The organism is Hymenobacter glaciei (assembly GCF_039539585.1).
Lineage (GTDB): Bacteria > Bacteroidota > Bacteroidia > Cytophagales > Hymenobacteraceae > Hymenobacter > Hymenobacter glaciei.
Map to the genome: position 1 here is coordinate 424154 of NZ_BAABDK010000016.1, position 13936 is coordinate 438089.

Annotated in this window: 12 protein-coding genes; 5 read left to right on the forward strand and 7 right to left on the reverse strand. The window is 58.8% G+C overall.

Annotated elements, in window-relative coordinates; genetic code table 11:
• Window positions 1–153: 153 nt before the first annotated feature.
• Window positions 154–2268, reverse strand: coding sequence for a transglycosylase domain-containing protein (locus ABD837_RS10725; protein ID WP_345053955.1), 2115 nt, complete (start codon window positions 2266–2268; stop codon window positions 154–156).
• A 286-nt stretch (window positions 2269–2554) separates the two neighbouring features.
• On the opposite strand from ABD837_RS10725, the gene purB reads away from it, so the two are divergent.
• On the forward strand, window positions 2555–3895 hold the full coding sequence (gene purB / locus ABD837_RS10730) for an adenylosuccinate lyase (RefSeq protein WP_345053958.1): 1341 nt from the start codon (window positions 2555–2557) through the stop codon (window positions 3893–3895).
• Window positions 3896–4110: 215 nt separating this feature from the next.
• On the opposite strand, the gene ABD837_RS10735 is transcribed toward purB, so the two are convergent.
• Complete coding sequence (locus tag ABD837_RS10735; protein WP_345053960.1) at window positions 4111–4704, reverse strand: helix-turn-helix transcriptional regulator; 594 nt, start codon at window positions 4702–4704, stop codon at window positions 4111–4113.
• 240 nt (window positions 4705–4944) lie between these two features.
• Between ABD837_RS10735 and ABD837_RS10740 the strand changes: the two genes are divergently transcribed.
• The 4 genes from ABD837_RS10740 (at window position 4945) to ABD837_RS10755 (ending at window position 8005) form a co-directional block, all read left to right on the forward strand.
• On the forward strand, window positions 4945–5436 hold the full coding sequence (locus ABD837_RS10740; protein WP_345053963.1) for a DUF6252 domain-containing protein: 492 nt from the start codon (window positions 4945–4947) through the stop codon (window positions 5434–5436).
• Between the two features lie 95 nt (window positions 5437–5531).
• Complete coding sequence (locus tag ABD837_RS10745) at window positions 5532–6014, forward strand: hypothetical protein (protein WP_345053965.1); 483 nt, start codon at window positions 5532–5534, stop codon at window positions 6012–6014.
• A gap of 278 nt (window positions 6015–6292) precedes the next feature.
• On the forward strand, window positions 6293–6778 hold the full coding sequence (locus ABD837_RS10750; RefSeq protein WP_345053968.1) for a DUF6252 domain-containing protein: 486 nt from the start codon (window positions 6293–6295) through the stop codon (window positions 6776–6778).
• 111 nt (window positions 6779–6889) lie between these two features.
• Window positions 6890–8005: a glycosyltransferase family 9 protein gene (locus ABD837_RS10755; RefSeq protein WP_345053971.1), complete on the forward strand. Its 1116-nt coding sequence runs from the start codon at window positions 6890–6892 to the stop codon at window positions 8003–8005.
• A 286-nt stretch (window positions 8006–8291) separates the two neighbouring features.
• Here ABD837_RS10755 and ABD837_RS10760 read toward each other — a convergent pair whose 3' ends face one another.
• The 5 genes from ABD837_RS10760 to ABD837_RS10780 all read right to left on the reverse strand — a co-directional run bounded on the left by ABD837_RS10760 (window position 8292) and on the right by ABD837_RS10780 (window position 13796).
• Window positions 8292–9431, reverse strand: coding sequence for a glycosyltransferase (locus tag ABD837_RS10760; RefSeq protein ID WP_345053973.1), 1140 nt, complete (start codon window positions 9429–9431; stop codon window positions 8292–8294).
• Between the two features lie 127 nt (window positions 9432–9558).
• Complete coding sequence (locus tag ABD837_RS10765) at window positions 9559–10509, reverse strand: glycosyltransferase family 2 protein (RefSeq protein WP_345053975.1); 951 nt, start codon at window positions 10507–10509, stop codon at window positions 9559–9561.
• Window positions 10510–10528: 19 nt separating this feature from the next.
• A complete protein-coding gene (locus ABD837_RS10770; protein ID WP_345053976.1) occupies window positions 10529–11053 on the reverse strand; it encodes a DUF4199 domain-containing protein in 525 nt (174 codons plus the stop codon).
• Window positions 11054–11104: 51 nt separating this feature from the next.
• The gene (locus ABD837_RS10775) at window positions 11105–11662 is read right to left on the reverse strand and encodes a DUF4199 domain-containing protein (protein ID WP_345053979.1); all 558 of its coding nucleotides are present in this window, start codon (window positions 11660–11662) and stop codon (window positions 11105–11107) included.
• 76 nt (window positions 11663–11738) lie between these two features.
• A complete protein-coding gene (locus ABD837_RS10780; protein ID WP_345053981.1) occupies window positions 11739–13796 on the reverse strand; it encodes a BatA domain-containing protein in 2058 nt (685 codons plus the stop codon).
• Window positions 13797–13936: the final 140 nt, after the last annotated feature.

Sequence of the window (13936 nt, forward strand, 5' to 3'; positions counted from 1 at the left end):
GCCCGTAGTAAGGCAATCAACGAAAGCCCGGGCCTGCTTCCCGGAAAGGAAAGCGCCCCGTTGCTCACAGCAAGGGGGCGCTTTCCTTTCCGGTGGTTTGTAAAAGTATCAGCATCGTGCAGACGCCCTCGCGCTTGCAAGTGTCAGCTGTCCTTATTTCGGGTCCTTGGGCGGCTCCGGCGTTCCCGCGTTCACGCCGGCGTCGGGGGCGGCGCCGGTGTTCAGTAGGTCAATCAGGTTCAGGGGCTCGAAGTCGCTCGAATCGGCTTGCTGCACGGCGCGGGTGGTATCGGGGCGCGGAGCAAAGGACATGTATTGCCGGGCCGGGCCACTGAGGTGCAAGGAGTAAGGCAGGTTTTCGCGGTCGTTGTCGCTGATGAGGCCGCGCGTCAGCATGATATCCGCAATCAACCGGAAGAAGTAGCGCGTGCTGCGGCGTAGGTCGCCGTAGGAATCGAAGGAATAGCGCGCGTATTTCGGCTTGGGAATGATGCTGGCCAGGTACAGGCTCTCGGGCAGGTTGAGCTCGCTGGGGCGCTTGCCGTAGTAAAACAGGGCTGCATCCTTCACGCCGTACACCCCCCGCTTGCCACTGGACCAGCGGTACTTGCTCGGGCCCCACTCGATGATGTTGAGGTACACCTCGAACATGCGCTGCTTGCTGGCCAGCCCGGTGTTTTCGATGAGCCACACCATCAGGGCTTCTTGTACTTTGCGGGCCACCGTCTTTTGTCGGGTCAGAAACACGTTTTTCACCAGCTGCATCGAAATGGTGCTGCCGCCCCGGGCAAAGCGCCGCTCCTTGATATTCTGAATGGCGGACTTCACAAATGCTTGCTCCATGAAGCCGTGGTGCGAGAAAAAGCGCGGGTCCTCGGCCGTGGTAATGGCGTGGATAAGGTAGGGCGACACCTCGTTGTAGGGCACAAAGTCGGGGTTGGCCGGGCCCACGGCGAAGGTGCGAACCGAGTCCCCCCTGTCGTTGTACACGGTTTGCAGGAAGGGCGTGTTCAGCTTGTTCAAATCCTCTTCGCCGAAGCGGGTCAGCCGAAAGTTTTTGCCGCGCAGGCTGGAGTCGAAGTGCAGGCTGTCGACGTTGGCCATGTCGAGGCTGGCGCTGAGGCGGTAGCGCAGCGTACCGGTGCCCTGGGTGCCGCGTACCTCATCGAAAATGCCGGTGGGCAGCGAATCGAAGAAGTCGTTGGCGGGGGTTTCTTCCGAACTCACGCTCAGGTTGATGGCGCGGCTGGGCTTGGTCCAGATGGCAATTTCCGGGTTGAGCACGATTTTATTTACCGTGATGCGGCTGCCTTTTTCGAGGGCCACCGTGCCGCGGCCCAGCGTGGCAATAAAGTCGAGCGAGCCCCGCTTCACCTCAATCTCGTTGGCCGCCAGCTTGGGGTGGTACAGGCTGAAGCCCCGCGCCGCCAGCGAACCCCGCACCGTGAGGCGGCCGCCCGTGTCGTTGTCTTCAAATTCTTTGCCATCGAGCCGCACCAGCACCGTATCGAAGCTCACCAGCGCGCCAAAGCGGCGCGGCACGTAGGGCAGCTGCACCGAGCCGCCCACCCCAAACACCCGCGCCGTCAGGGCATAATCGCCGGGCTCGATGTGCCCGCTGATGCCCAGCTTGTTCGCCAGCGAATCGACGGTCGCCGTCATGCGGCCCGAAATGTCGCCGTCCTGAATCTTCAGTTCGGGCAGGCGCAGCACGGCCGAGTGGCGCGGGCTCGAATAGCTCACAAAGAAATTCTGGAAGCTGGCCTCGCCGGGTACGTTGTCGAAGGCTGTTTCCAGGGCCTGGTTCAGCAGCATGCCGTAGTTGGTGCCCTTGGAGTTGTCGCGCGGGGCGGCGCTGGCTTTCTTCTTGATGAGAAAGCCGTAGTTGTCGGACGTGGCCGTTTTGCGGGCCGTGAGCCGGGCCGTGATGATTTGCAAGTCGCTGAACACCGGCCGGCCGGCAAACAGCGAGCGCACGCTCAGGCCGGCCTGCAGGCGGCGGGCGGTGAGCAGGGTATCGGTCGGCGTGGCGCGGGGCACCAGGCTCATCCCCATTATTTCCACGGTTTTAAAGCCCACGAACTTGGCCGGCCCCAGCGTGAGGATGACCGGGTACTTGCGCTCTATTTTCTCTTTCACAAGCTTGAGCGCCGAGGTCAGCAGCTGCTGGCGCTTCCACTGAAAAACGGCCAAGGCCAGGAGCACCACGGCGACTAAGCCGATGAAGATGCCGATGAGAAGACGCTTGGTCGAAGGAGATATGCGCACGGAAATCAGTCAGGTGGTTTGGCTTAGCCAACGCCAAAGGTAAGAAAAGGGCGGCGGGCTTTCGCCCCGCTTAACGTGAAAGTCCAAAAGGCAGTGCCATACGCATTGCCAACGCGTGCTTTTGGCCGGACGAATTCACGTATAGCGAAATGCCCGGGAAAGGTTGCGGGCGAGTGTTCGTAGGACGCAGCCTTTGCTGCGTCAATCGTTGCGGTGGTTGCTACGGCGCGAACGGCCAACGCAGCAAAGGCTGCGTTCTACTACCGGCAGCCCGTACTTTTGCCCCATGCCCAGCCCCCTCCTCGCCCTCTCGCCCCTCGACGGGCGCTACGCCCGCGCCACCGCGCCCCTAGCTTCCCGCTTCTCCGAAATGGCCCTGATACGCTACCGCGTGCTGGTCGAAGTCGAGTACTTCATTGTCCTGGCCGAGTTGCCGCTGCCCCAGCTACAAGGCGTGTCGGCCGACGTGTTCCCGGCGCTGCGGGGCCTGTACGAGAATTTCTCGGAAGCCGATGCGGAGGCCATCAAAGCGCACGAGGCCGTGACCAACCACGACGTGAAAGCCGTGGAATACTGGCTGCGCGACGAGTTCACGCGGCTGGGCCTAGCCGCGTTTATCGAGTTCATCCACTTCGGCCTGACCTCGCAGGACGTAAACAACACCGCTATTCCACTCAGCTTCCGCGATGCGCTCATGGGGGTGCTGCTGCCGGCCTATGCCCAGGTGCGCAATGCCCTGGCGGCCCGCGCCCAGGAGTGGGCCGCCGTGCCGCTGCTGGCCCGCACCCACGGCCAGCCCGCCTCGCCAACGCGCCTGGGCAAGGAGATTGAGGTATTTGTGGCCCGGCTCGATGCCCAAGTGGCACTGCTGGCCCAGGTGCCCTTCGGCGCTAAGTTTGGCGGGGCCACCGGCAACTTCAACGCCCACTTCGCCGCCTACCCGGGCACCGACTGGCACGCCTTCGCCGCGACGTTCGTGAACGACCGGCTGGGGCTGCACCGCTCCTTCCCCACCACCCAGATTGAGCACTACGACCACCTCGCGGCGCACTGCGACGCCCTCAAGCGCCTCAACACCATCCTGCTCGACCTGGCCCGCGACGTGTGGCAATACATCTCGCTCGGCTACTTCAAGCAAACCATCAAAGCCGGCGAGGTGGGCTCCTCGGCCATGCCACACAAGGTGAACCCCATCGACTTCGAAAACGCCGAGGGCAACCTGGGCGTAGCCAACGCCCTGCTCGAACACTTCGCCGCCAAGCTGCCAATTTCCCGTTTGCAGCGGGATTTGACCGATTCCACGGTGCTGCGCAACCTGGGCGTACCGCTGGGCCACATTCTCATTGCCCTCGGAGCCTTGCAGCGCGGCCTGGGCAAGCTGGCGCTGGATGAGTCGACGCTGCACCGCGACCTCGAAGCCAACTGGGCCGTGGTGGCCGAGGGCATCCAGACCATCCTGCGCCGCGAGGCCTACCCGGACCCCTACAACGCCCTCAAGGCCCTCACCCGCACCGGCGAGGCCATTTCAGCCGCCAGCATCGGCGCCTTTATTGATGGGCTGAAGGTGAGCGAGAGCGTGAAAACGGAACTGCGCAGCATCACGCCGCACAGCTACGTGGGGCGGTAGTAGCGTTTAAATCGGTCTTTCTAGCCCCCCAACCAGCCCTGCTTACTGGGCAAAGCAAAATAAAAAGAAGTCATTAGCCGATTTAGCACGCACTTATCCATCACCGGAACAGCCTGCCGGTAAAACAAGCCGGAGAGATTATTTTCAAGAGTTGCCCCGGCCTTTAGGGGGTAGGTTGCACCCCGGCCTGGGGTAAGCCACTGCTGGAACAAGAGCTATTTCTCCGGCAGTTCGCCGGGTACAGCCAATAGTCGCTGAATTTCCGCCAGCTCAAACCCCAATACCTGCTGGCGCAGGTCGAGCAGCGCCAGCGCGGCCTCGTCGTCGCGCAGCTGGTCGGGGGCATCGGCGGCCCAGTAGCCCAGCACGCGGCGCTGGCGCTCATCGGCCGGGGCCGGGGCCAAGGAGGCCAGCAGGGCCGGTAGGGTTTGCAGCCGCAGGCGCACCTGGCGCAGCCGCACCCGAAGCTGCTCCTGTTGCCGGCCCAGCCGTAGCACCTGATAGTGGCACTCGCGCTGCCGGTGGGCTAGTAGCACGCGGGTGGCCTCTTGCCCGGCCGTGGTGGGGGTGGCTACCGGCTCGGGGGCAGTGCCGTCGGGCACGGGCAGGCCCAGAATGAACGGTAGCAGGCGCAAGGTGCTGGCCGACGGCAAGCTGGCCCGGTTCAGTTCATCCATCGACACGGTTGAGCGTGGCACTTGCAGGTAATGGGCCAGCCACTCCTGGGTCAGGCCGTAGTAGGCCCGCAGCTGTTGCCCGGCCGGTTGGTGGGCCCGAGGGCCGGTTTGGTGGGAGAATCGTCGGGACATCAGCGGTAGGCGATGAAAGTGGCGGGCGTGAGGACCCGAAGCCAACGGCATTTGGCTAATTCCAGTATGGGATTTTTTTTGGCCACGCGGCATTGGCAATAAATTTCTGGCAAAAAACATTGCTCCGTTTTTATTGCCACAACCGAGCACCAGCACTCATCAGGTCACTGCCGGCCGAAATACGGGCGCGCCCTGCGCACCTTTGCCGGACAGCATTCTTTTCCTCTTAAGTTTTAGCCGATGCGTACTCCCGCCCTATTCCTGCGCACTGCCACGGTGCTCGCTTGCACCGCCCTCGCGGCCTGTTCTTCCAGCAAGAAAGAAGACCCAAAACCCACCCCGGCCGGCATGGGCTGGACGGTGGACGGGGCCGCCGTCAGCACCACCAACCTGCAATCGCAGAAAGGCAGCACCACGGTTTCGGTGGCGGGCACGCTCACCAACGGCTCAGCCGTGACCTACCTGGGCCTGGAAGTTCCGAATGCCGTGGGCACTTACACCTTTGGGCCAGCCTCGGCGGCGGCCGGCACCTACAGCACCAATACCGGCAGCACGACGGCCGTGTACTTCGCCGGAGCTTCGGGCAACGGCACCGTTACGGGCGCGGGTACCATCGTCGTTACGGCCTATACCGCGACCAACGTGCAAGGCACGTTCACCTTCACGGGCATCAACGCCAACACCGGCGCTGCCAAGTCAATTACCAACGGCACGTTCAACGTCGGGTTATAGCGGCCATCGGCACCGACGCTACCTCCGCGGTTACCGGCGTTTATCTTTACCCAAATCAGGCAGGCGCCTGGTTTTTCCATCATTTTCAGTTCTGCATGATTCTTTCCTCCCGTTTGCTACGCACGGCTACTACGGTGCTGGCGCTCGCCTCCCTGGCTGCCTGCTCCTCCAAAAAAGACGACCCTACCACCACGCCCGCTGGGGTATCGTGGACGGTGGACGGCAACAACGTTACTGCTGCCAACATTCAGAAGACTGCTTCGGGTAACAACTTCGAATTTGCCGGGTCCCTCACCACCAGCACCACCAATAGCTCGGGGGTCGACATCACGGTGCCGAAAGCAGTGGGTACCTACGCCATTCCCGGCAGCGGTGCCACGGCCATCCAGGCCCTCTACCTGTTGGTGACGCCCAATACTTCGCCAGCGGTATACTATGCCACCAGCGGCACGGTCACGGTTACGAGCGTCACGGCCACCAACATTGTGGGCACGTTTGCCTTCTCGGGCACCGACACATTCACCGGTATCACGCTCACCAAATCCATCACCAACGGGAAATTCAACGTGGCTTTTTAAAGCACGGGCGCCCTTGTGCGAATAGCCGCCGTGGCCTTTTAGGCTGCGGTGGCTTTTTTTGCGGGCTTCCGTGGCCGGTTACGGCTGCCGATGCAGCTGCTCTCCGGCCCCGCGCCGCTGTTCATAAATGTCCTTGTCAAACCTGGCTGCCGCTTTTACGGCGACCTGCTATGCCGCCTCAGCAACTCTACGGCTACGTATGCGAGTGTACACTGCTATAATTTGAGCGTACGCCGACTGGTTCCTAACTTCGTCCCTCCCCACATTACCCTACTGCTATGCGCCTACTGCTGTTCACGTTCTACCTCTGCTCCTTTCTGCTGGATGCTTTTCTAAATTGCTCCGGCTCAACCCCCGCAACTCCCGATAATACCATGGGTTTTTCGGTCGATGGCATGGCATACGCTATAAAAACAAATGTATATGCCAGCCAATCGGCTGATAGCCTCAGCGTGTCCGGCAATGCGCCCCAAGCCCCACCAACTCCTTCGCCCAGCGTTTATTTAACGTTTCCGAAAGCCGTCGGCACGTATCAATTGGCCAATCGGGGAGCCGGTATGGCAGTTTTCAACACGGGCAACCAAAATAGCGACGTGTATTATGCCGGTACCAAAGCCGGTACGGTATTCGGCAACGGCACCATCACGGTCGACAGCTATGTCGGCAATACCATAACGGGCACTTTCAGCTTCACCGCCCAACACGCTGGGTCAGGCATGACCAAAACCGTCACCGACGGCCACTTCAGTTGTAGCGTGCGGTAAGTAAGTACCAGGGTTCGAAAGCCACCGCTGCCAACCGGGCAGCGGTGGCTTTTTACTGATTGACGCAGCTATACCCGCTACTTTTGCTGCTGTAACCGCCTGCCCTGCTCCGTGCCCGAACTCCTGAACCACCTGCCCGTTCATCCCGACTGCCGCCACTTTCGCGGCGACCTGCCTTGCCGTCCCAACAAAACCCACGGCTACGTGTGCGACGGGTGCCCGGTGTACGCGCCGGTCACCCGTCGCATTCTGATTATCAAGCTCGGCGCCATTGGTGATGTGATTCGGACTACGCCCCTGCTGCGGCGTCTACGGCAAGAGCGGCCGGGCTGCTTTATCACCTGGCTCACGCTCACGCCCGCCATCCTGCCACAGCAGGAAATAGAGGAGATTCTGAAGTTCGATTTCGCCAGCGCCCTCCAGCTGCAGGGGCGCGAGTTCGACGTAGTCATCAACCTCGACAAGGAGAAAGAGGCCTGCGTGCTGCTGAACAACATCACCGCCAAAGAGAAATTCGGCTACGCCCTGCGCCCCTACGACGGCGTGGCCTGGCCCGTGAACCAGCTGGCCGAACACAAATTCCTCACCGGCGTGTTCGACCAAATCAGCCAAGCCAACACCAAGCCCTACGTGCAGGAAATCTTCGAACTCTGCGGTTTCGATTTCCGCGGCGAAGAATACGTTTTCGACACCCACGACGACAAGGGGTACGACTGGCGCGCCCTGCCCGCCGGCGGCCCCCACATCGGCCTCAATACCGGCTGCGGCGACCGCTGGACCACCCGCCTCTGGAGCACCGCGAAGTGGATTGAGCTGATAACCGGCCTGCAAGCCGCCGGCTATGCGCCCGTGCTGCTCGGCGGCGAAGCCGAAGATGCCCGCAACCGCGAGCTGCACGCCGCCACCGGCGCGGCCTACCTCGGCACCTTCCCCCTCCCCCAGTTCATCAACCTGATGAACCAGATGGACGGCATTGTGACGCAGGTGACCATGGGCATGCACATCAGCATTGCCCTGCGCAAGCCCACTATTTTGATGAACAACATCTTCAACCCGCACGAATTCGACCTGTATGGCCGGGGCCAAATCGTGCAGCCCAACAAGGACTGCGTGTGCTTCTACCGGGGTTCCTGCCAGCTCGGCACCAGCTGCATGGAGGACCTGCCAGCCGCGAAGGTGCTGCGCGCTGTGCGCGAGAGCGTGCTGGTTGAGAAACCGGTAGTCTAGCTCTTTGGGCGTTGCTGCTCTCCGCCCAAGATGCATTTTGGTTATACTCCTCCAGAATTGGTTTGCAAAAATCGGCGAACAATGTAGAGACGCGACCCTTCGCGTCTCGGCGTTGAACGATTAAAGCAGAACCTCATAATGGAGGCGCGGACGCTGAGACGCGAAGGGTCGCGTCTCTACATCGTTCGCAACGCACTTCGTGATGGGTATAACTAATCGGCCACGGGCGCGATGACCTCAGCCAGGGGCAACCGTTAGAGACTGCGCGACTGCAACTACGCAAGCGCTAGTGCCCAGGTAGCTTGGCCACCTCCTTCAACGCGGCTACCATCACCGGCCACGAAAACTGCTTTTTCTGCTCGCGCACGCCCAGCGCGAATACTTCTTCGCGCTGGTTGGCGTAGAAATCTACTACCGCATCGGCAATAGCCTTTGGCGTGGGCGACACCACGTAGCCCACCACCCCGGCCGGAATTAACTCCGCCAAGCCCCCCACATCCGTTACCAGCATGGGTCGCTCAAAATGATACGCAATTTGCGATACCCCGCTTTGCGTGGCGTTTTTGTACGGTTGCAGCACCAAATCGGCAGCGCAGAAATAGTCCACCACGCGTTCGTTCGGAATAAAATCAGTGGCTCGCACAATGCGGTCTTCCAGGCGATACTGCTTAATTAAGGCCTCATACGGCGCGGCATCTTCGTAGAACTCGCCCGCAATAACCAACTTGATGGGCAGCGCTGCTACCCGCGCATCAGCCCAAGCTTCAAGCAACATATCAAGCCCTTTGTAGGCCCTGATAAACCCAAAAAACAAAGCGTACCCCGCACCAGCTGGCAAGCCTAGCGCCGCCAACGCTGCCTCTTTGGGCTTGATTGGGCCAAAATTATCGTAGAGCGGATGCGGCCGATACAGCGCGGGCTTATGACCAAAACCAAGCCGTTGCAGGTCTTCTAGCACGCTGCGGCTCATGGTCACAAACCCGTCGCAGGCGCTCAGGAAATAGCGCGTCAGCGGCCCATCACCGGGCCGCTTCTCGTGCGGAATCACATTGTCGGTGATGGCTACTACGCGGGTATGGCCGTTGCCGCGCACCAGCCGCGCCACCGTGCCCAGCGCCGCCCCCATAAACGGTAGCCAGAACCGAAAGATGACCACATCGGGCCGCTCACGCCGCAACCGGCGCCCCACCGCCAGCCACGACAGCGGGTTCACCGAGTTCAGGCTGACTTCAATGGCTATATCGCTCGGCCCCGGCTCGGTGCTGAACTGCGTTTGGCCCGGAAACAAAAAATTGGGGTACTGCAGGGAAAATGTCACAATCCGCACCTCGTCGCCCGCTTCCTGGAAGGCACGCGCCAGCCGCTCGTTGTAGGTAGCCAGCCCGCCGCGCAAGGGGTAGGCTGGCCCAATGATTACTACTTTCATGTTTAAAAACGGCTTGAAAAACGTCATGCTGAGCGTAGTCGAAGCATCTCGCGTGCAAGAGTAAATAGTTACTGCTGCGGGAGAGATGCTTCGACTATGCTCAGCATGACGTGCTATTACTACTTCTCTAATTCAGCGTTTCCCGCACCAGGTAGTCGTTGCGCTTCGGCCCATTCAACTGCACCATTTCGCCCAGAAAGCCTGCTACAAACAGCACCACGCCTACCACCACGGCCGTGAGAGCCAGGAAGAACAACGGCTGTTCGGTTACCTGGCGGGCTTTCAGGTTGTGCAGCGAAAGCCATACTTTTTCGCCCATCAGCCAGAACGTAATCAGCAGCCCGAATAGAAATGATAGCGTGCCCAGCGTGCCAAAAAAGTGCATTGGCGCCCGCCGAAACCGGCCCACGAAGGTTATGCTCAGCAAATCCAGAAACCCGAAAATGAAGCGCTCCAGCCCGAATTTGGTGTAGCCGTACTTGCGTTCCTGGTGTTGCACCACTTTCTCCCCGATTTTGCGAAACCCGTTCCATTTTGCAATCACCGGAATGTAGCGGTGCATTTCACCATACACCTCGATGCTCTTCACCACGCGCGAGTCATACGACTTCAGCCCGCAGTTGAAATCGTGCAGTTGAATGCCCGACATTGCCCGCGTAGCCCTATTGAAGAGCTTGGTCGGAATGGTTTTCGTCAGCGGGTCGTAGCGCTTTTGTTTCCAGCCGCTTACCAGGTCGTACTTGTCCTCCACAATCATGCGGTACAGTTCGGGCAGTTCCTCGGGCGAGTCCTGCAGGTCGGCATCCATCGTGCACACCACCCGGCCGCGCGTGGCCTCAAAGCCCACATTCAGCGCCGCCGACTTCCCATAGTTGCGGTTGAAACGAATGCCGCGCAGCGCCTCATCCGTTGCCGCCAAGCCCTCAATTACTGCCCACGAGTCGTCCGTCGAGCCATCATCAATCAGAATCACTTCATACGTCAGCCCGTGTGCTTCGAGCACCCGCGCAATCCAGCGCGTGAGCTCGGGCAGCGACTCGGCCTCATTCAATAAGGGAATCACGATGGAAATTTCCACCGGAAAAGTAGCAGCAGGCTTATTCAAATTCGGGTTGGGCGTGCTTGACAAACGCCGATATAATCATCGCCAGAATTACTCCTACCAGGATGGTGCCCAGCAAGGCGGTAACTATCATAATGGGACCATTCATCATTTTAGCCGACATGGCCATGGCTTGGTCAATCTGCTCATCGGACATGCCGCCACGGGCTTCCATGTCGGCCCGGATTTTTTCCGTCATACGGCCTACTACTTCCGGGTCGATGATGTTCATGTATACATAGGAAAAAATCCCTGACAACACGCCAACTACTGCCGACAGCACCGCGCCAATACCCACACCTTGGCCAAAGCTCATGAAGCCTTGGTTGCTTTGTTTAAATGCATTCATGGCCAGTACCATGCCCGCAATTAATACTGCAAAAGTTGCGTACTTCAGTGGGCTGTTCTCCTGATGTGCTACAAATAGCCCGAATGAAATAATAATGCTAACCAAGCCGGTGAGCAAGCCATAGCGAAGGCCAACCGAAGTCGTCGAAACAGGCGTAGTGTTCGTTTCCATTGTTGTTGCAGAAAGTGGTTTAGGTAAAAGTGAGCCGCAAAGTAAACTGAATTATTCGCGCAGAAAGATTCCGGCCGGCACTGCGAGCACCAATCCCAGCACCAGCACCTGCAAAAAGTTGCTGGTAGCCATGTCGCCCACCGTCATGCGTTGTACTTGTTCTACCTGTTGTTGCTGCACCGCAGCCGGTGCAACCGCTTTGGGATTCTCCCGCTGCTGCGCCTGCACAATTTCCAACACTTCGCGCCGGTGCTTCGCTACGGCCGGCTCGCCTGCGCCATATGCCAGCCCAACTGTTCCAACAGCCGAAATAACAGCTGCCAACAACGCCGTAAGCACACCCACCCCGAGGGAGGCCCCAAGCCCGGGCTTGTTGGGCTGAGCGGCTTTGCGCAGCAGCCATTGGCTTGCTACTGCCGCGAGTGGCACCAGCAACTGCGCCAGAATTTGCTTAGGCCCAAAGCCGTTGCTGCCCGTCAGTTGCAACCCCACCATCCACACGACACAAGCCAATCCTGCTGCTCCCCCAAAGCGCAGTACCAACTGCTTTACGGCTCCCGCGGGCACTTTCACCTCACGGGTATCAGCTTCTCGAATAGGGGCAGTCATAAAATAGTCTCACTAATTGAAGCGGCAAGTTACGCCCGCCACCTCATCGCCGCTGCAACAGGTCACATTCGCGTACCTACGCCAGCACCGCACTCTTAGCTGCTACCGGTTTGCGGCCGCCGAATCGTATGAGCAATGCCTCGGCCAGCAATGCCAGCAACACCAGCGCGAGGAAGTACCGCCACAAGGGCTGGCCCGTCTGCTCTGCCTGAAACTTGGCGAGGCCTGCACTATCCACGCCACTCTCCACCACTTTAATATTGGGGTGATTGGACCCAATTAACTGCCGCAAGTCTTCCGCTGAATAAGCCGCCAATTCCGACTCACGTTTATCTTGATTAAAAGCGAGCATGGTGAGTAGTTTACCTCCTCGCTGTACCTGGTAAAACCCCGGCTCGTCCATGCCCACCGGCAAGTCCATGTGCAACTCCGTGGTTACCACCCGCTGCGCGGGTATCAGAGTCAGGCTGTCTTTCACCAGTCGGAAACTTGCCTCATCGGCTCCTCCGGGTGCATTGCTCACGGCTTCTCTCGCGGGCAACTTAAGTGTCACGCTGCTCTGCGTCAGCCGGTACGCCGGTAGCTGGTCGTTCTGATAGCTCAGCATCGCAATGCGGTACATCACCGGTACAAACAGTGCGTGCGTAGCAAAGTCAGAATACTGCGCCGCAAAAGGTGCCGCAAATACATATACTTGCCCTGCTCCACTCGCAAAATTGGCCAAGTAACTCTCTCCATCACGTAGGCGTAGGATATCGGTTCCTGTCCGCGGCCAGTGGAGCACCGGTGCTACCTTCGGCATGGTTGCCCCACGCTGCTGCGCCCCAAATACATTACGGAAAAACGGCTCAGCGGCACTTGGCATGGCAACTTCGCGCAGTTCCGGGCTCGCCGTCGAGGCCTCCCACTGCACTGCCCCCAAGCCCAACGACTTGAAAAGTTGTTGATAAGAATCGTGACTACCCGCGGTGGACGAGGGCACTACAACAACACTTCCGCCACGCTGCACCACGCTCCGTAAGCCTTCCCGTAGGCCGGCATCTACCCGTTCCAACTCGCGCATTACCACGAGGTTTGCACGCCGCAAAGCCCCATAATCCACGTTCTGGGGTTTCGTAAAGGAGTAGGTAAACAAAGGCTCGTTGCCATATAACCGCTGCGTCAATGGCTCAGCACCAATTTCCAGCACCCGAATAGCCGCTGCTGGCTGTAAAGTAAAATAGTAGGTGTTATCAAAAGTTACCGGTGCATCTTCAGTCACTACCCGTCCAAGTGCCAGTTCATTATTCGCTACCTGTACCTGCACTACAGTAGTTACCACCTGTGCGGGTTCCACTGTTACACGATAGGCTGCAACCTGCCGCGCCCCCAAAAACACCTTTACTGGCGAATCCGTCGACTTTGCACCACCGCCATTCCGCACCCGAATGTGCAAGCCTACATTCGTACGCACACGTACAAAAGCATCGTCCAACCACACACTATCGATATACAAATTGCTTGCGCTTCTACCTGCAAGTGGTACCAACACTACTTGCTGATTCTTCAGCTCACCAAGTGCCTTTGCATCGACGGCTTTTTTTTGAAAGTCCGAAAAAATGTATAATGAATTACCTTCATGGTTCTCGGTCACTTCACTACGAATTGTAGAAAAAGGATTTCTAGGACTTAGCCTCAGTTCATCGAGTGCTGTTTCGTAAGCACTCGGAAGCATTATTCTGTTCCCTTTATTTATTAGCCGGTATTGACCTACCACTGAGGCTGAATGCCCAATACGTTGAGCTTGCTTCACAGCATCTGCAAACAAGGATGCCTGCCCCAAGCTGCCTGCTTGCATACTGAAAGAATTATCAACCAACACCTCTATCCCAGTAGAAATCGCATTAGCCTTCTTAGCAGGAATAAACGGCTGACAAAACACCAGCACTAATGCCAACAGCCCTAATACTCGTATCAGCAGCAGCAGCCAGCGTTGCAGATTCCGGTGTTTCACCGTCACCAACTCTACATCACGTATGAATGCAGTATTTGTAAACAACAGTCTCTGAGGACGCCGCAGTTGTAGCAAATGAATAACAACAGGAATGGCGACTGCAAACAGCCCCAACAGAAACCAAGGATACATCAACTGCATAAGCAAATCAACGACTAAAAGGCCACAATCGGTTTCTCATTCCTCGTTTCGGGGGTATGTTAGCCGTCGGGGACGGACAGCAAAATGCCCCTGCGGCTGGCAAAAGCGGCAGGGGCATTACGTGTAAAAAGGTTGGCGGC